Here is a 16,789-nt window from a genome sequence, read left to right as displayed (position 1 = left end):
GCGCCCGCTTCCTTCAATTTGCTTTCCACAGCGACCCAGTTGGTGCCGTCGACCTTCTGCCCGTTGAGCAGGAATGTCGGAGTGCCCTGGATATCATATTCTTCGACCGCTTTCTGCGTGTCATTCATCAGCGCTTCGGCCGTCGCCGTGTTGGCAAGGCAGGCCTTCGCCTGATCTTCGGAAATGCCGCGCTGCTGGAAAAAGGCGATCAGGCCAAGCTGTTCGGCGAGACGGACAAATCGCGTTTCCGGAGCGGATGCCAAGATATCATTATAGGTGGCGTCTCCCATCGCCTGCGCTTTTTCGAACATGGCGGTCTGATTGCTCAGGGCCTGTTCGGTCAGCGGGAAAACGGGGTCTCGCCACCGCAGCGAGACAGGATGGCCGCCGACAGATCCAGTGGATCGCGGACAAATTGCGGATTTCGAAACTGACCCGGCCGCTCTCGACATAAGTGTCGCGCAAGGGAGCAAAGGCCTGTTCGCCGAAATCCTTGCAGTGCGAGCAGGTGATCGACATATATTCGACCAGCTTGAGCGGCGCATCGGGATTGCCCATGACGATGCCGCCGGCTTCGGTTTTCGACACGGTTTCAGACCATTTTTGTCCGGCAGGGGCCTCTACGGCTTCGATCGAACCGGAGGTGTTTGCCCCTGCCTCGCCTTCACTTGCTTCGCCGCATGCGGCCAGAGCCAGCGCGAGAGCCATGGGAGCGATATAGTTGAATGTGCGCATATTCTGTTCCTGCTTCTTTTTGAAATGATCGAATGTCTATTGCGGAAGGCCCGCCAATTTCGGTTGCAATGCTGTCCAGCTGTGGACTTTGGCAAGCGGCTGGTCGGCAAGCGTGAAGCTCGGGGTGCCGGTCAGCTTGAGCGTTGTCGTGGCATATTCCGTCATCGCCAATATCTTGTCCTGTTCGGCCTTGTCCGCAAGACAGGTGTCGATCTGGGCAGCCGTATAGCCCCGGCCTTTCATCAGCGTGTCGAGACCGGCAGCGGCCGCAATTTTCTTCAGCCGCTGTGGAACGGTACCGTCGTTGATCGTCTTCATCACTTCGGGCGATGCCGACTGGAATTTTTCAGCCAGGTCGATTGCTGGAGAAGCAAGGCCCGGTGATTGCCGAAAATTTTGTGCGGCCGCCGCAACGGGCCAGCATGGCCGCAGTCAGATCGATGGGGTTGAGTATCAGGTTGCGAACCTCGAAGCTGACATGGCCCTTTTTGATATATTTTGTGGTCAGGGGGCTGTGCGATTCCTGCTCAAAGGCGGCGCAGTGATTGCAGGTATAGCTCATATATTCGGTCAGCTTGTGCCGGGCGAGAGGATTGCCCATGACATGGCCGCCCATGGTCGACTGGGTCACCCGCTTGGTCCAGTCGGTCTGCTGCGCCGCAGCCGGCGCGACCATCACAACCGATGCTACCAATGCCGAAGCAAGATACGCGCTTCTATACTTCATGTCCGGTCCTTCTTCTTCTCGCCGCCACCGATCTTGCCGATGATCCTGATGCTTTGCTGCGCCTCTTTCTTAGGGTCCGCTTCCGCCTTTGCAACTGCCGATGCGAGGGACTCCAGCACCCGGTTCAGTTCCGCGTCGCCGATATCGCGCAAATTTTCGCCCAGCTGGATCGGTGCGGGCTTCAGCGAAGCGGGCAGGGGGACCCTTTTTTCCTTGTCTTTCTTGGGTGTTACGACGCCTTGTCTGAATCTTATCTGACTGACAGCGCCATAGCCGAAGAAGCGGTTGACCCGTTCGATAATGTCCGGCGCGATATGCTGCATCATCGTCGCATAAGCGCCGCCGACCAGCAGATGCAGCGTGCCGCCCTCCTTTTCGCCGCGCGGAAAGCGGATCGATTCGGGCAGGGAGACGGCGGCATAGCGTTCGCCGACAATCTCGGCCCAGCGGCTGACCACCGAGCTCTGGATGAAGCCGTAGCGGCGAAAGGCGGCGCGGCCGATTTCGGGCACCAGGTCGGATATGCTTTTCGCCGGACCGCCGCGCGGACGCTGATATTTCTCATATGCTTTGGCGGCCGGTTTTTGGCGGCTTTTCTTGGCGATTTTCCGGGCGCGGCTTTACCGTTTTCGGCGCTTTTCGCCTTTTCATCACCGATTTTGCCAATTTTCTTCGCCATTATGTCCTTTTATGGCATGGCGCGGCCATGGCCGTCGATAGCTTCCCCGCCAAAGTACGTAAAATTTCTGCCAATATCGGTGCACATTATGTGGATAAGGCGCGAAAGCTGCCCTGGCGTTCGCCGCCGGGGAGCAATTTGCCCGATCCCTATCATGTCTGGCTGTCCGAAGTCATGCTGCAGCAGACGACGGTCGCGGCGGTCAAAAGCTATTTCGAGAAATTCACCACGCGCTGGCCGACGGTACAGGACCTGGCGAAGGCCGATGAAGCGGATGTCATGGCCGCCTGGGCCGGCCTCGGCTATTATGCTAGGGCGCGAAATCTTCGCAAATGTGCGGTATATATCACTGATAATAAAGACGGACTCTTTCCTCAGAAAGAGTCTGAACTTCTGGAGCTACCCGGTGTCGGCGCCTATACGGCGGCGGCAATCGCCGCGATTGCCTTTGGCGAACGGGCGGTGGTGGTGGACGCGAATATCGAGCGGCTGGTGGCGCGGCTGTTCGCCATCGACACGCCGCTGCCCAAGGGCAAGGCGGAAATTCGCGCGGCGATGGATGCGATCACGCCGCGCCATGGCGCGGGCGATTTCGCCCAGGCCTGCATGGACATCGGCGCCACGATCTGCACCGCGAAAAATCCGAAATGCGGAATCTGTCCGGTGCAGGATCAGTGCGCCGCCTTTGCGCTCGGCAATGTGGAGGCCTTTCCGGTCAAACCGCCGAAGAAAGCCAAGCCGGTCCGCCGCGCCCGCTTTTTCTGGATCGAGCAGCAGGGCCGGATATTGCTCGCCACGCGCCCGCCGAAAGGGATGCTCGGCGGCATGCGGGCTTTGCCTGACGATGGCTGGGCTGCGGGTAGGGACGGCCATGCGACGCCGCCAATGGCGGGCGCGTGGCGGGTGCATGACAATATCGTTCAGCACAGCTTCACCCATTTTTCGCTCGAAGTGGATTTGGCGGTTTATCAGGACGAGAAAATCGTTACTAACAAGGATGACAATATCTGGTGGGCGCTGGATGATATAGCGGAGGCGGGATTGCCAACCTTTATGCCAAGGCCGTAAAATGGAAAATGAAGGAAGAAAAATGACCGCTGACAGACTCGCAACATCTTCACTTGGGCCATCTTTCTCCCGGCGCTCCGTGCTCGGCGGAATCGGTGCCGGCGCGTTTCTGGCAGGCATGCCAAGCATTGCCCTTGCTCGCGAAGCGGCGAACAATTTCCCGGGCCTGACCAAGATCATCAACCAATATGTTGCGGAAAAGAAAGTCGCCGGCATGATGGCGATGATCGGTTTTGGTCAGCAGGCGCCGGAGGTCATCGCCGCCGGGTCGCTGAAACTGGGCGGCGACAGGCCGGTCGGTCCCGACACATTGTGGCGGATGTATTCGCAGACCAAGCCGGTGACCGGCATGGCGACGATGATGCTGATTGAGGATGGACTGCTTGCGCTGGACCAGCCGCTGTCCGACATCTTCCCCGATTTCGCCGATATGCAGGTTTTGACCGAACCGGAAGGCCCGCTTGAAAATACGGTGGCGGCGGTGCGCCCGATCACGATCCGGCAACTGCTGACCCATACGGCCGGTCTGGGTTATACGATCATTTCGAAGGGCCCGATCCAGAAAGCCTATCTCGATGCGGGTCTGACGCCCGGTCGCGTCAGCCGCAATCCGATTCCCGGGTTTGACCGCAGCGCGCCGACGCCGGACATCATGACCTTCATGCAGCGCCTGGCGACCATGCCTTTGGTTTACCAGCCGGGCACCAAATGGAGCTATTCGCTCAGCCATGACGTGCTGAGCGCGGTGATCGAGAAAGTTTCCGGCAAGCCGCTCGACCAGTTTCTTGAGGAACGGATGTTCGGACCGCTGGGCATGAGCAGCATATTCTATCAGGTCCCGGCCGACCGCGCCGCCGATCTGGCCGACAATTATGCACCCTTCGCGGGGTCGCTGATCCCGATTGATCCGGGCGCCACCAGCATCTATCTCGACAAGCCGCCTTTTGCCTTTGGCAGCACGGGTCTGGTCGGAACCGCCGGCGACTATGACAAGTTCCTGCAGATGATCCTGGGCTTGGGCACCGTCGGCGATGTGCAGGTGATGAAACCGGAAACGGTCAAGCTCGGCATTTCCAATCTGCTGCCCGAGACCGCCAGCACCGAAGGGACCTGGGTAGCCAATCACGGCTTTGGCGCGGGCGGCCGTTCCGGCCTCGGCACGGATGTCAGTCCAGCCGGCACGTTCGGCTGGGGCGGGGCAGCCGGCACATCGGCCTTCGTCGACACGGTGCGCGGACTGCGAGCCGGCGGCTATACCCAATATATACCGTCGAACAGCTATCCCTTCCAGTCGGACTTCCCGAAATATGTCTATGCAGACCTGACCGGCGCGGAACAGGCAGGAGCGGGCAAGACCAGTCCCTGAGGGCACCAAATATTCTCCCTTTCCGGGGAGCAACGATATAAAAATATGAAAATGTCCGGGAGCCAAGATGCCGACAGTTGAAAATAATATAGTGCCGACTTTTGCCGGTGGAACGCTGGACCGGGCCGATCAGGTGCGGGTCAATCCGGACCGGTTGCGCGCTGCGATGATGAACCCGCGGGCGAAGCTGCTCAAGCTGGATGGTCTCAATCCGGTGTTCGACGATTATGGAGATCTGGCCTGGGGTGCCGCCTATGAGGCATCGCCGGATAATGATCTGCTGTTGCTCGGTATCGAGGGTGACACGCCCTATTTTGCCGAACTGAACGGGGCAGGGGATGCCGGTCCTGCCGCCAACCGGGCGCTGTGGCAGACTTTGGGCAGCTTGCCCGCAGATCAGGCGGCGATCTACGCGACAGCGCGGAGTCTGGTCGACTGGCACGCACGACATCAATTTTGCGCGCAATGCGGCAAACCGACCGAATCCCGGAAGGGGGGCTGGGCGCGCCTGTGCGACCGCGAGAAGGACGGCTGCGGCGCGGAGCATTTCCCGCGCACCGATCCAGTGGCGATCATGTTGTCGGAATGCGAAGGTAAGGTCTTGCTCGGCCGCCAGCCACGCTTCCCGCCGAAAAGCTTTTCCGCCCTGGCCGGCTTTCTGGAGCCCGGCGAGAGTATCGAGGGTTGCGTGAAGCGGGAATTGTTCGAAGAAGCCGGAATTCATGTGCGGGACGTGCGCTATGTCGCAAGCCAGCCCTGGCCTTTCCCGTCATCGCTGATGATCGCCTGCACCAGTGTCACCGACGATCCCACTCTGACGCTTGATGAAGAAGAAATCGAGGAAGCGGCCTGGTTCTCGCTCGACGAGGTGAAAGCGGCAATGAATGGCGAGCCGGGTGCCTTGTTCGTCGCGCCGCCGCCTTTCGCGATCGCGCATGATCTGCTGAAGCACTGGGTGGAGCAGAAGGGCTGATATGGCGCGCCGGCTCGAACTGATGGGCGCGCCGGGATCGCCCTATACGCGCAAGATGCTGGCGCTGCTGCGCTATCGGCATATCGATTATAATATTATCTGGGGTGGCGCGACGGGCGCGCCCGAGGGTTATCCGAAGCCCAAGGTGCAACTGCTGCCGACATTCTACTTTCCGGATAGCGACGGCGATCTCGAGGCCGTGGTGGACAGTACGCCGATCATCCGGCGGCTTGAGAGAGAGCATGGCGGTCGTTCGGTCATTCCCGAAAATGAAGCGCTGCGCTTTCTCGATCTGCTGATAGAGGATTATGCCGACGAATGGCTGACCAAGGCGATGTTCCATTTCCGCTGGGCCTTTCAGGCGGACGCCGACCATGTCGCGCCGCTGCTGATCCACTGGGCCAATCCCAATCTGCCGGATGAACAGGTCACCGCGATGGCGGCGCAATTTTCAACGCGCCAGATTGACCGGCTCTATGTTGTCGGATCGAACGCGGTTACCGCCAAGACGATCGAGGACAGCTACGTCCGGCTGCTCGGTGTCCTCGACCGTCTGATCCGCGAGCAAGGCTTCATATTGGGAAGCCGGCCCTCCTCCTGCGATTTTGCGTTTCATGGCCAACTGACACAGCTCACCCAGGTCGAGCCGACATCCATGGCGCTGACCAACAGATATGCGCAGAGAGTGCGCGCATGGGTGGATCGGATGGAGGACCTGTCCGGGCACGCGGACGGGCATTGGCTGGCTGACGATCAACTGGACTCGCTGCGAGACCTGCTGTCGGAAATCGGCCGCACCTATGCGCCGTTTCTGATCGCCAATGCGCAGGCCGTCCAGTCCGGTGCGGATTCGGTCGAAGCGGAGATTGACGGACGCAAATGGCAGCAGCCGCCTTTTCCCTATCAGGCGAAATGTCTGCTGGCGCTGCGCGAAGCTTATCAAGGGCTTTCCGGTGAAGCCCGGGACCAGATCGAGAGATTGTTGGCGGGCACGGGTTGCGAAGCCCTGTTCGTGGTCGCCTAGACCAGTCCCAGACTCGCCAGTTCGCCGAGCATTTCTGCCGGCATTTCCTCGGCCCCTTCGGCCCCGTCACCGAGATCGGCCGGTGCGTCCTTTTCCTCGAGATAGCGCCAGCCTGATGGGCGCGCTTGGGCATCGGCTGGACGGCGACCAGTTTCGGTTCCAGTCTGATCCACTGCTTACCCTGGCCATTGTCCATGAAGCCGATGATCGGCGAGCGACCGACGATTTTCTTGGCGTGGATCCAGTAGAGCGAGCCACCGACCATTTCCTCGTGCCGTTTCGGCAGATAGCGGGTGGTTAGCCGCGCTTCGCCGCCGGTTGCTCTGTTGTCCTTGTGTGATTCCAGCCATTTGCGCAGCGTCGCCGGGCTTTCGCTGCGATAGGCAATCTTGGTCATATTGAGTGGCATGGGTGATATCTGTGGGGGGCGACCGCTTTAGTCAAGCGGGTTCGGGGCGGGGAAGGACCGAAAAGGTCAAGGACGGCAGGCAAATCCCGCAAGATTATTATTGCAAATGATTATCAATATCATATTGTAAAGGGAATCGGACATCGAGGAGAGACAGATTGAGCGAGATACTGGAGAAACTATTACTACCGTTACCGGATATCCGGTCGCTGCCGTCGGTCGAGGCAAAATTGATCATCGCTTTCCGGCTCGCCGTGGTCGCCAGCCAGAACAGCTATGATTGTCTGGACCATCTGTCGGAGCGCCTGGGGGGACGGCGGGCGGCGACGCGGATATTGATATTGGCAGAGACCATCGGAGCGGCCTGGCAGGAACCGTTCCAGATCGGGAGGCCCTGCTCCTCGCTGACCACACCGGATGAAATCTGGCTGGTCGCGGCAATCCGGCTGGCGGCCGGTGACAACCGCCCCGGCTTTGATTCGCTCAGTTACGAAATGCTGGGCGATTGCGAGCGGGAGCGAATCTATCACGATCTCGGCAATTTTGCTGCCGCTTATTCCAGGCCTAGAGGCTGACCATCCCGCTGCCGACGGCGAGGCTGAGGAAGGCGAGAAAGCCCATAGTGTCTGTGATCATCGTGACGAACACCGAAGAGGCCAGCGCCGGATCCTGATCCAGCCGGTCGAGCATGACCGGAACGAATATGCCGGCAAAACCGGCGATCACGATATTGATCAGCATGGCCAGTCCGATAACCCCGCCCAGCATCGGGTTGGCAAAGACCAGACCGGTGCCGATCCCGACCAAAATGGCGATGGTGGCGCCGTTGAGCAGCGCGATCCGGAATTCCCGCCCGATAATCCGGCGGGTGTTGGAACGGGTCAGCTCGTTCATGGCCAGCGCGCGGACCGAGACCGCCATGGTCTGGGTGCCGGCATTGCCGCCGATCGAGGCCACGATCGGCATCAATATGGCCAGCGCGACCATCTGCTCGATCGCTGCTCCGAAAATCGAGATCACGAAGCTCGCCACCAGCGCGGTCGCCAGATTGGTGATCAGCCAGCGGACACGCGCCTTGTAACTGTCGCGGATCGGCTCGTTGATGTCGCCGTCGCCGGCACCGGAGAGCAGCAGCACGTCTTCGCTGGCCTCGTCCTCGACAATGTGGAGAATGTCATCGACGGTGATCATCCCGATCAGGCGCCCGTCGTCGTTGATGACCGCGGCGGAGATCAGATTATATTTCTGGAAGCGCAGCGCCACTTCTTCCTGGTCCATGTCGACCGGGATCAACGTCTGTTCCCGCTTCATGACGTCGGCAATGGCGATGTCGCGCGGCGTTCTGAGTATCCAGCTGAGCTGGCAGGTGCCGATCGGCCGGAAAGCGGGATCGACCACGTAGATTTCCCAGAATTCGGTGGTCAGATCGTCATTCTTGCGGAGATAGTCGATCAGGTCGCCGACTTTCATATGTTCGGGCACCGCGACAAATTCGCGCTGCATGATCCGGCCGGCGGTTTCTTCCTCATAGGTGAGGGCGCTTTCGATCGCGGCGCGGTCTTCGGCGTCCAGCTCGGCAAGAACCGCTTGCTGCTCGCCCTCGTCGAGATCCTCGATAATCGCAACCGCGTCATCGGTATCGAGCTGTTCGGTCAGGTCGGCGATCTGGCCGGCATCGAGCACGTCGATCAGGCCTTCGCGGACATGCTCGTTCATCTCCGCGAGCACATCGGCGCTGACCAGATCGCCAAGCGCGCTGGCCAGCGGCGCCCGTTCATCGGCGTCGACCAGCTCGAACAGATCGGCAATGTCGGCATTGTGGAGCGGGTTGACCAGCTCCTGCGCCAGGACGCTGTTATTGTCCTCGACCGCTTCGGAAACCGAGCGGACAAATTCGTCGGTCAGCCTGTTGTCCTCGTCGAGAACCTCTTCGCGGTCGATGACTGCGTCGGGGGCGTCGTTGATGTCGGTCATCGCGGTGCTCCCCTTTGTGCGCGTGTTCGGCTGCTTATTAGGCGTTGCACCGTTGCAATTGCAATCTTTTGTGACAATTATCCTAAGGCAGGGTGATTTTTCCCGAGGCCTTGCCTATATGCCCCGCAAGACCGATTCAATGAACGCAAAGGAAAACACCCGATGTCCCATGAAAAAATGACTTTCCACCTGGATACAGGCGATGTTGAGATCAAGCTCCGTCCGGATCTCGCGCCCAACCATGTCGCGCGGATCACCGAGCTGGCCGCCGAAGGCTTTTACGACGGCGTGGTTTTCCACCGCGTGATCAACGGCTTCATGGCGCAGGGCGGCGACCCGACCGGTACCGGCATGTCCGGCAGCGACAAGCCCGATATCGCACAGGAATTTTCCAGCGAGCCGCATGTCGAAGGCACCTGCTCGATGGCCCGGACGATGGACCCGAACAGCGCCAACAGCCAGTTTTCATCTGTCTTGACGATGCCGGTTTCCTCGACGGCCAATATACGGTCTGGGGCGAAGTGACCTCCGGCATGGAAGCGGTGCACGCGCTGCCCAAGGGTGAACCGCCAGCGAAGCCGGGCGCGATCAAGTCCGTAACCCTCGGCTGATTTAAAAAAATGCGTCTCGACAAACCCAGGATCGCCCCGCTCGCCGAGTCACAGCTCGGCCCCGAGCACCGGGCGATGCTGGGCGAGCGCTTCAAGACCGGCAAGATTCTCAATATCTTCCGGACGCTGCTCAAGGCGCCGAAGGCCTATAAGGCCTTCATGTGGTGGGGCGGCTATATCCTGTCCGATCATAACGCGTTGCCCGCCCGCGAGCGCGAGATTGTCATCCTGCGCACAGGCTTCAACTGGAAGTCCGGCTATGAATGGGCGCAACATGTCCGCATCGGCAAGGACTGCGGTCTGACCGATGCTGAAATCGAACGGATCAAGGCCGGGCCGGACGCGCCGGGCTGGACGCCGGCCGAAAGCGCGATGCTCCGCGCCACCGATGAACTGACCAGCGATGGCCATGTGTCGGACTCCACCTGGGCTGCCCTTTCGGAACTGACCGAAAAGCAGCGGATGGATCTGGTGATGACCGTGGGCCAATATAGCCAAGTATCGATGCTGCTGAACAGTTTCGGCGTGCAGCTCGACGATGATCTGGAACTGGATCCCGATCTGAAGGCCTGACGGCCCAGGGGGCTAGAGGCCCGCTTTTACCACCCAGTCATGGAAAATCCGCACCGCGCGGTTCTTCATGTCGCGTTTGCGGCATACGAACCAGTAGCTGTACGGGCTGTCGACCTGATGGTCGAACAGGCGGACCAGCCGGGAATCATTGGCATCGGAAAAATGGCCACCGTGCATGATCGCGATGCCGAGACCCTGTGCTGCGGCTTCGAGCATAAGCGGGCCGCTGTCGAGATGGTCAATACCGGCCGGCTGCAAATCGGGAAGCCCCACCGCTTCTTTCCACTGGTCGAAGGCGCGGGTCATATTGCTGTGGATCAGGATATTATGGTGCTGCAGATCTTCCGGCTTGCTGATCGCATTGGGTCCTTTGGTCAGCTCTACCGATGCGATGGCGTAAACCTTGTTGCTGTCGAGCTTCACTGCATAGAGATTGGGATCGACATCATCGCTGATGATGATCGCCGCATCGACGGCATCGCCCAGCATATTTTCGGCATGGGACGAGGTGTCCACATTGATATGCAGCTTGGGATAGAGTTTCTTGAGTTCCGGCAGGCGCGGCAACAGGCGAGTGGCGCCGAACAGGGGCAGTACGCCAAGGCGCAAACGCATGTCTCCGCCGGTGACGGTCATCTGGTCAACCGCTTCGCCGATCACTTCCAGCGCCGGGGCGACCGCTTTCAGCAAGGCATGACCATCGCCGTTCAGGACCATTGACTGGTTGCGCCGCTCGAACAGCGGCTTGCCAATATGGTCCTCCAGCGACTTGATTCGCCGGCTGAGCGCAGGCGCGGACAGCGCAAGCTCCGCTGCCGCAGCTTTTGATGAGCCCAGCCGGGCTACACGGATGAAGGCCTCAAGGGCACGAAGGGGAGGAAGACGACGCATAGAAGGACCAATATTGTGTCTGAATCAGCTTTGTGCAACGCAAAATTAGGACCGATTCGAGGGGAATGGCGGAAAACTGTCACTAGCATTATTGATAAGTTGCAAGATATGCAACCTACAATGTTCTTTTCGCACTTGCACAAAATGGGTTTCGATGCATTCAGAGTGGGCCTTTCAGGCATCCTCTCCTAAAACTTTTCAGGCCAGTTCTTCGGAACTGGCCTTTTTTTGGCAGATTCCGGTCAAGCGTCGCGCCATCTGAAAATCTGATTCGCATATCGGTGTGGCGATCCCTATCTTGTTGGAAAGAACCGAAACGATATCGAGGAGATACGCCCCAGTGTCCGATCCAGAGCCAAACAAAGCTATTAGCGAAGACGATAATATGCGCCTGAAATTGCAGGTTGCCAATGCCCGGCCGGAGGACAGCGGTCGCGGACTGGCCCGTCTGTCGCGCGACAATCTCGGGAAACTCGGGTTGATCGAGGGCGATGTCGTCGAGATTGTCGGCAAACAGGCAACTCCGGCGCGGGCGGTCCTGCCCTATCCGGAAGACGAAGGGCTGGATTTTGTCCGGCTCGACGGCCTGCAGCGTGCCAATGCCGGCGTCGGTGCGGGCGACTTTGTCGAAATTCGCAAGGTCGAATCGAAGCCGGCTAAGAAGGTCGTTTTCGGCCCGGCGCAAAAGGATCTGCGATTGCAGGGCAATGGCGGTGGTCTCAAGCGCAGCTTCATGGGGCGTCCGCTCAAGGCCGGGGATTTTGTCGCAACCCATGGCCAGCAGCAGGTCGATCGCGGCGACATGCCGCCGCAATTGCGGCAGATGCTGGCAGCGCCGGCTTTTTCCCTGACCCAGATACGGCTCAATGTCATCGCGACCACGCCAAAGGGGATCGTCCATATCGACGAGGAAACCGAAGTGGAACTGCGGCCGGAATATGAGGAATCGACCGAGCATCGCCGCGCCGATGTAACTTATGACGATATCGGCGGCCTGCACGAAACGATCGACCAGCTTCGCGAAATGGTCGAACTGCCGTTGCGCTATCCGCAACTCTTCACCCGGCTCGGTGTCGACCCGCCACGCGGCGTGTTGCTGCACGGCCCTCCGGGAACCGGCAAGACCCGGCTTGCCCGGGCGGTGGCCAATGAAAGCGAAGCCGAGTTCTTCCTGATCAACGGTCCGGAAATCATGGGCTCGGCCTATGGCGAATCGGAAAAGAAACTGCGCGAGATTTTTGAAGCAGCAACCAAGGCTGCGCCTTCGATCCTGTTCATCGACGAGATCGATTCGATCGCGCCGAAACGCGGACAGGTACAGGGTGAAACCGAGAAGCGGCTGGTGGCGCAGCTGCTGACCCTGATGGACGGTCTCGAATCGCGGCTCAACTTGGTGGTCATCGCGGCGACCAACCGGCCGGAGGCGATCGACGAGGCGCTGCGCCGGCCCGGCCGCTTTGACCGGGAAATCATTGTCGGCGTTCCTGATGTCGCCGGACGGCGCGAGATACTCGGCATCCATACGCGTGGCATGCCGCTCGACAAAACGGTTGATCTGAAGGAACTTGCACGGACAACCTATGGTTTTGTCGGAGCCGATCTTGCGGCCCTGACCCGCGAGGCGGCAATTGAAGCGGTGCGCCGGATCATGCCCATGCTCGATCTGGAATCGGAAAATGTGCCGCCGGATGTGCTCGAGGAACTGGTCGTCTACCGGCAGGATTTCATCGAAGCCCTGAAACGGGTCCAGCCTTCCGCGATGCGCGAAGTCATGGTCCAGGCACCGGATGTCCGTTGGGAAGATATCGGTGGCCTCGACGAGGCGCAGATGCGGCTCAAGGAAGGTATTGAGCTGCCGATGAAAATCCGGAAGCCTTCATCCGGTTGGGTATCCGTCCGGCCAAGGGCTTCTGCTCTATGGCCCGCCGGGTACCGGCAAGACCTTGCTGGCCAAGGCGGTCGCGCGCGAGGCGGAGGCCAATTTCATCGCCACCAAATCGAGCGACCTGCTGTCCAAATGGTATGGCGAGAGCGAGCAGCAGATCGCGCGGCTGTTCGCGCGGGCGCGGCAGGTGGCGCCGACTATCCTGTTCATCGACGAGATCGACAGTCTGGTACCGGCACGCGGCGGCGGCATGGGCGAGCCCCAGGTCACCGAGCGGGTGGTCAACACGATCCTCGCCGAGATGGACGGTCTGGAAGAAATGCAGTCGGTGATATTGATCGGCGCGACCAATCGTCCCGGTCTGGTCGATCCGGCTTTGCTGCGGCCGGGCCGCTTTGACGAGCTGATCTATGTCCCGGTTCCGGGCAAGGCCGGCCGTCGCCGGATCCTGGCGATCCACACTGCGAAAATGCCGCTCGGCAAGGATGTCGATCTCGACGATATGGCCGAACGCACGGACCGCTATTCCGGCGCCGATCTGGAAGATCTGGTCCGCCGGGCCGGGCTTTATGCGTTGCGGGAATTTGGCGGGCTCGTCGAGACCGTCCAGATGAAGCATTTCGAAAAGGCGCTGGAGGACAGCCGGGCTTCGGTCACCGAGGAAATGGAGGAAGAATATTCCAAAATGGAATCACAGCTGAAGCAGAATGCGATGCGGGCAGAGCCGATCGGTTTTGTCTCGCCGGGCATGCTGACGCCGGTGAAGGACAGCAAACACTAACGGTCGCTGTCTATCCGTTCATCGAGTTTGAGGGTTTTGAAGCCCCAGGCGAACAGGAACACGCAAATGCCGGTCGCCAGCCAGAAGGGCAGGGGCCGGCATAGGTATAGAGCAATACGCCAAAGGCCGGCGAAGCGATGAACGCCATGCCGTTGACCGATGCGACAATGCCGGCCACGCCATTCTGTTCGGACCGCTTGACGGCGAGCGATGCACCCGCAGTGAAACCGGGGCGGAACAGGCCGAAACCCAGCGATGCCACGGCAAATCCGATGATGATGCCGTACAGGTCGTGCGACAGGCCGATGATCAGGCAGCCGAAGGCACCCAGCACCATACCCCACAGGATCGAGGAGCGCGGTCCCATCTGCAGCAGCGGAATCAGGCCCCATTGCGCCAGCAGGGTCGCTGCCGCGCCGGACATCAATACCAGGCCGGTCATCCGGATTCCCATTTCCGGGTCGCCGCGCAGGCCGAGCCGGTCGAGCACGAGAAAACCGACGACGCCGAGGATCAGGGCATGGGCGTTACCGCCCAAGATGCCGGTGATCAGCCACGGCTTGACCCGCTCATCCCCCCAGCGCAATCGGGGCGGTGCGCTGCTTTCCTCTTCGCTGCTGTCATCCTCTTCTTTCAGGCTGCTGGAGGACGGGGCGGAGCTGTACGGCTCCGACGTCACCACGCCCCGCGCCTGATAGCCCGGATTGTCATTCGGCAGTTTTACCGCAAGCGCGATCATGACCAATATCCCGATAGCGGCAAAGGCGAACATCGGGCTGGACAGGCCGAGCACCGGTATCATCAGCAGCGGCGCAATCGCCGGGCCGACAATCGTCCCGAGTCCGAAGGAGGAGGAAATCAGCGACAGTGCCTTGGTCCGGTCGGCGCGCGCGGTGCGGGCCGCGACATAGGCCTGCACCGCTGGCGGCGCTGCCGATCCTAGGCCGCCATAGAGGCTGCGAAAACTGGCGAACAGGATGAAGGTCCAGAGCGCGCTATACCATCCGAGCAGTCCGAGAAACAGCGCCAGACCGGCCAGCGCGAAGGATGTGGTAAAGCCGATCATGCCCAGCCGCATCAGCGCCTTGCGGCCGCGATGGTCGGACTGGCGCGCCCATTTCGGCGCGGTATAGACCCAGAGCAGGGCGGACCAGCTGAACGCAGCGCTCACCCAGAAATCGGGGATATCGAGCTGCGTTCCGATGGTCGGCAAAATCGACTGCATGGCAGTGTTGCCCGAAGCGGTCACCAGCATCACCGAGAACAGTACCGCCATGCGGGTGCTGTCTATCGGCTTGGCATCGGGATGGGCCGACAGCTTGCGGTCCAGCGTTTCGAAATCGGGAGAATCGGCCATGGGCGCTCCTATGCCATGCTATTTCTGCCAGTCATAGGCTCGTTCGATGCGGGCGACGTGGAGGCTGTAGGCGCTGTACCATTTGTCGCGGCCCTGATCGCGGATCCGTGCATGTTCCGGGTTGTCGCGCCACGCTCTGGCGCTGGCGTCGTCGCGCCAGTAGCTGACCGTAATCCCGAAGCCGTCGGCGGAGCGGGCATGATCCTCGCCGAGATAGCCGGGTTGCTGCGCGGCGAGCGCGCCCATTGCCGCTGCGGCGGCCTGATAGTCCTCTTCACCGGTGCCGGTGCGTTGCGCGCAAAAATCACCGCGATGGAGTCGTTCGGATAAAGCGTCATGATGATCTTTTAACCGGAGGATTGCACCGGGCAACCGCTATTATATTTGTCACCGGCGCTGTAACGCTTTAGTAAGACAGTTTGATCTGTCGCCGGAGGAATGGTTTGTCAAACAGTGTCGCCAAAACGAAAATAACCGACCGCATCAAGTCGGGCCTGGAGCGCCGTCTTGGCCCCTGGGGTGTTTTCTTCAAGGGGTTTCTCAAACATCCGGTGATGGTGGGCTCGATCATTCCCTCGTCGGATGTCACGGTCCGCAAGATGCTCGAACCGGTCAAATGGGACGAATGCGACCTGTTTGTCGAATATGGTCCGGGCGTGGGGACCTTCTGCCGGCCGGTGCTCGAGCGGCTGAAGCCGGGCGCCGCTCTGGTGGTGATCGATCTCAACGAGGATTTCATCGACTATCTGGGCAAGTCGATCCGCGACAGCCGCTTCTACCCGATCCACGGTTCCGCCGCCGACGTGCAGAAGATCATCCGCGAGCTTGGCCACGAAAAAGCCGACTATATTCTCTCGGGCCTGCCTTTTTCGACCTTGCCCGACCAGCTCGGTCCGAAAATCGCCAAGGAAACCTATGACGCGATCCGGCCGGGCGGTGCCTTTCTGGTCTACCAGTTTGTCAAGAAGGCGCGCGACTTCATGACCCCGCATTTCGACCATATCGACAGCGGCTATTCGCTCTGGAATATCCTGCCCTGTCATCTGTTCTGGGGGTGGAAGGCAAAATAGCCGTTGGTCGACGCCTGAATGGCGTTGGTCGAAGCCGGCAATAGGCCAGAGGCGGTTTCGCGCCATGTTCAACACCGAAATATGTCATATTGATTGAGAGGAATATCCCGATGTCCCGTTTGTCCCGTTCCCTGTTGCTGGCGCTGACCACCACGGCGTTGACGGTCACTGCGCCCGCGCTGGCCAAGCATCATGAATCCGCCGAGCCGGCGCCGGTCAGCGAACTGGTCGCGGCAGTCGATATTCCCTATGAGGAATTCACGCTCGACAACGGCTTGAAGGTCCTTGTCCACACCGATCGCAAGGCTCCGATCGTCGCGGTCTCCATCTGGTATGGCGTCGGTTCGGCCCATGAACCTGAAGGCAAGACCGGCTATGCGCATCTGTTCGAACATATCATGTTCAACGGGTCGGAAAATGCCCCGGGCGACTATTTCGAACCGCTGCGGCAGATTGGCGCAACCGATCTCAACGGCACGACCTGGCTCGACCGGACGAACTATTTCCAGACTGTCCCGACCTCTGCGCTGGACGTGGCCCTGTTCCTCGAAAGCGACCGGATGGGCTATTTACTCGGCGCGGTGACGCAGGAGAAGCTCGACAACCAGATCGGCGTTGTCTCGAACGAGAAGCGGCAGGGTGACAATCAGCCTTACGGGCTGGTCG

Annotated in this window: 17 protein-coding genes and 3 pseudogenes; 10 read left to right on the top strand and 10 right to left on the bottom strand. The window is 60.1% G+C overall.

Annotated elements, in window-relative coordinates; all coding sequences use genetic code 11:
* The 5 genes from C8024_RS23865 to C8024_RS18455 all read right to left on the bottom strand — a co-directional run.
* Nucleotides 1-311 (bottom strand): DsbA family protein (locus C8024_RS23865; RefSeq protein ID WP_367947434.1); only part of this gene is annotated, 311 nt, incomplete at its 3' end.
* Complete coding sequence (locus C8024_RS23860) at nucleotides 271-735, bottom strand: thioredoxin domain-containing protein (protein ID WP_367947433.1); 465 nt, start codon at nucleotides 733-735, stop codon at nucleotides 271-273. The genes C8024_RS23865 and C8024_RS23860, both read right to left, overlap by 41 nt.
* A 36-nt stretch (nucleotides 736-771) precedes the next feature.
* Entirely contained in the window at nucleotides 772-1,053 is a 282-nt protein-coding gene (locus C8024_RS18465) for a hypothetical protein (RefSeq protein WP_173207905.1), read from the bottom strand.
* A 28-nt stretch (nucleotides 1,054-1,081) separates the two neighbouring features.
* Nucleotides 1,082-1,462, bottom strand: coding sequence for a thioredoxin domain-containing protein (locus C8024_RS18460; protein WP_173207902.1), 381 nt, complete (start codon nucleotides 1,460-1,462; stop codon nucleotides 1,082-1,084).
* Entirely contained in the window at nucleotides 1,459-2,067 is a 609-nt protein-coding gene (locus C8024_RS18455; protein WP_173207911.1) for a DUF721 domain-containing protein, read from the bottom strand. Before C8024_RS18455 ends, C8024_RS18460 begins: the two co-directional genes overlap by 4 nt.
* A gap of 101 nt (nucleotides 2,068-2,168) precedes the next feature.
* On the opposite strand from C8024_RS18455, the gene C8024_RS18450 reads away from it, so the two are divergent.
* From C8024_RS18450 to C8024_RS18435, 4 genes are all read left to right on the top strand, one after another.
* Nucleotides 2,169-3,209, top strand: coding sequence for an A/G-specific adenine glycosylase (locus C8024_RS18450; RefSeq protein ID WP_173207899.1), 1,041 nt, complete (start codon nucleotides 2,169-2,171; stop codon nucleotides 3,207-3,209).
* A gap of 22 nt (nucleotides 3,210-3,231) precedes the next feature.
* Complete coding sequence (locus C8024_RS18445) at nucleotides 3,232-4,575, top strand: serine hydrolase (protein WP_173207896.1); 1,344 nt, start codon at nucleotides 3,232-3,234, stop codon at nucleotides 4,573-4,575.
* 67 nt (nucleotides 4,576-4,642) lie between these two features.
* On the top strand, nucleotides 4,643-5,548 hold the full coding sequence (nudC, locus tag C8024_RS18440; RefSeq protein WP_173207893.1) for an NAD(+) diphosphatase: 906 nt from the start codon (nucleotides 4,643-4,645) through the stop codon (nucleotides 5,546-5,548).
* 1 nt (nucleotide 5,549) lies between these two features.
* Nucleotides 5,550-6,572 (top strand): glutathione S-transferase N-terminal domain-containing protein, encoded by a 1,023-nt coding sequence (locus C8024_RS18435; RefSeq protein WP_173207890.1) that lies wholly within the window; start codon nucleotides 5,550-5,552, stop codon nucleotides 6,570-6,572.
* Here C8024_RS18435 and C8024_RS18430 read toward each other — a convergent pair.
* A pseudogene (locus C8024_RS18430) lies at nucleotides 6,569-6,981 on the bottom strand (DUF1489 domain-containing protein). The gene C8024_RS18435 and the pseudogene C8024_RS18430 overlap by 4 nt on opposite strands.
* Before the next feature lie 158 nt (nucleotides 6,982-7,139).
* Here C8024_RS18430 and C8024_RS18425 point away from each other — a divergent pair.
* Nucleotides 7,140-7,556: a hypothetical protein gene (locus C8024_RS18425; protein WP_173207887.1), complete on the top strand. Its 417-nt coding sequence runs from the start codon at nucleotides 7,140-7,142 to the stop codon at nucleotides 7,554-7,556.
* Here the strand turns inward: C8024_RS18425 and mgtE are convergent.
* Nucleotides 7,546-8,955, bottom strand: coding sequence for a magnesium transporter (mgtE, locus tag C8024_RS18420; RefSeq protein ID WP_173207884.1), 1,410 nt, complete (start codon nucleotides 8,953-8,955; stop codon nucleotides 7,546-7,548). The genes C8024_RS18425 and mgtE overlap by 11 nt on opposite strands.
* A 162-nt stretch (nucleotides 8,956-9,117) precedes the next feature.
* Between mgtE and C8024_RS18415 the strand changes: the two are divergent.
* A pseudogene (locus C8024_RS18415) lies at nucleotides 9,118-9,566 on the top strand (peptidylprolyl isomerase).
* Nucleotides 9,567-9,575: 9 nt separating this feature from the next.
* Nucleotides 9,576-10,139, top strand: a complete 564-nt coding sequence (locus C8024_RS18410) for a carboxymuconolactone decarboxylase family protein (RefSeq protein WP_173207881.1) — start codon at nucleotides 9,576-9,578, stop codon at nucleotides 10,137-10,139.
* A 12-nt stretch (nucleotides 10,140-10,151) separates the two neighbouring features.
* On the opposite strand, the gene C8024_RS18405 is transcribed toward C8024_RS18410, so the two are convergent.
* Entirely contained in the window at nucleotides 10,152-11,030 is an 879-nt protein-coding gene (locus C8024_RS18405; protein ID WP_173207877.1) for a LysR substrate-binding domain-containing protein, read from the bottom strand.
* A gap of 385 nt (nucleotides 11,031-11,415) precedes the next feature.
* Between C8024_RS18405 and C8024_RS18400 the strand changes: the two are divergent.
* Nucleotides 11,416-13,696 (top strand): annotated as a pseudogene (locus tag C8024_RS18400) (CDC48 family AAA ATPase).
* Nucleotides 13,697-13,706: 10 nt separating this feature from the next.
* Here the strand turns inward: C8024_RS18400 and C8024_RS18395 are convergent.
* Complete coding sequence (locus tag C8024_RS18395; protein WP_254306087.1) at nucleotides 13,707-15,053, bottom strand: MFS transporter; 1,347 nt, start codon at nucleotides 15,051-15,053, stop codon at nucleotides 13,707-13,709.
* An 18-nt stretch (nucleotides 15,054-15,071) separates the two neighbouring features.
* Nucleotides 15,072-15,425, bottom strand: a complete 354-nt coding sequence (locus C8024_RS22270) for an antibiotic biosynthesis monooxygenase (RefSeq protein WP_254306086.1) — start codon at nucleotides 15,423-15,425, stop codon at nucleotides 15,072-15,074.
* Nucleotides 15,426-15,496: 71 nt separating this feature from the next.
* Between C8024_RS22270 and C8024_RS18385 the strand changes: the two genes are divergently transcribed.
* Both C8024_RS18385 and C8024_RS18380 read left to right on the top strand, forming a co-directional pair.
* Complete coding sequence (locus C8024_RS18385; RefSeq protein WP_240616696.1) at nucleotides 15,497-16,123, top strand: class I SAM-dependent methyltransferase; 627 nt, start codon at nucleotides 15,497-15,499, stop codon at nucleotides 16,121-16,123.
* Between the two features lie 110 nt (nucleotides 16,124-16,233).
* On the top strand, nucleotides 16,234-16,789 hold a 556-nt coding region (locus C8024_RS18380), incomplete at its 3' end, for a pitrilysin family protein (protein ID WP_173207873.1).

It is taken from the genome of Sphingopyxis sp. BSNA05, from assembly GCF_013265645.1.
Lineage (GTDB): Bacteria > Pseudomonadota > Alphaproteobacteria > Sphingomonadales > Sphingomonadaceae > Parasphingorhabdus.
The sequence above is the reverse complement of the archived record's forward strand: the minus strand, read 5'-3'. Positions and strand labels throughout refer to the sequence as shown.

What these genes read in the sequence shown, in the direction of transcription:
- C8024_RS18405 (WP_173207877.1), bottom strand. Translation starts at nt 11,030, where the DNA reads ATGCGTCGTCTTCCTCCCCTTCGTGCCCTTGAGGCCTTCATCCGTGTA.
- C8024_RS18395 (WP_254306087.1), bottom strand. Translation starts at nt 15,053, where the DNA reads ATGGCCGATTCTCCCGATTTCGAAACGCTGGACCGCAAGCTGTCGGCC.
- C8024_RS18465 (WP_173207905.1), bottom strand. Translation starts at nt 1,053, where the DNA reads ATGAAGACGATCAACGACGGTACCGTTCCACAGCGGCTGAAGAAAATT.
- C8024_RS18410 (WP_173207881.1), top strand. Translation starts at nt 9,576, where the DNA reads ATGCGTCTCGACAAACCCAGGATCGCCCCGCTCGCCGAGTCACAGCTC.
- C8024_RS18450 (WP_173207899.1), top strand. Translation starts at nt 2,169, where the DNA reads ATGGCCGTCGATAGCTTCCCCGCCAAAGTACGTAAAATTTCTGCCAAT.
- nudC (WP_173207893.1), top strand. Translation starts at nt 4,643, where the DNA reads ATGCCGACAGTTGAAAATAATATAGTGCCGACTTTTGCCGGTGGAACG.
- mgtE (WP_173207884.1), bottom strand. Translation starts at nt 8,955, where the DNA reads ATGACCGACATCAACGACGCCCCCGACGCAGTCATCGACCGCGAAGAG.
- C8024_RS18435 (WP_173207890.1), top strand. Translation starts at nt 5,550, where the DNA reads ATGGCGCGCCGGCTCGAACTGATGGGCGCGCCGGGATCGCCCTATACG.
- C8024_RS23860 (WP_367947433.1), bottom strand. Translation starts at nt 735, where the DNA reads ATGCGCACATTCAACTATATCGCTCCCATGGCTCTCGCGCTGGCTCTG.
- C8024_RS18445 (WP_173207896.1), top strand. Translation starts at nt 3,232, where the DNA reads ATGACCGCTGACAGACTCGCAACATCTTCACTTGGGCCATCTTTCTCC.
- C8024_RS18460 (WP_173207902.1), bottom strand. Translation starts at nt 1,462, where the DNA reads ATGAAGTATAGAAGCGCGTATCTTGCTTCGGCATTGGTAGCATCGGTT.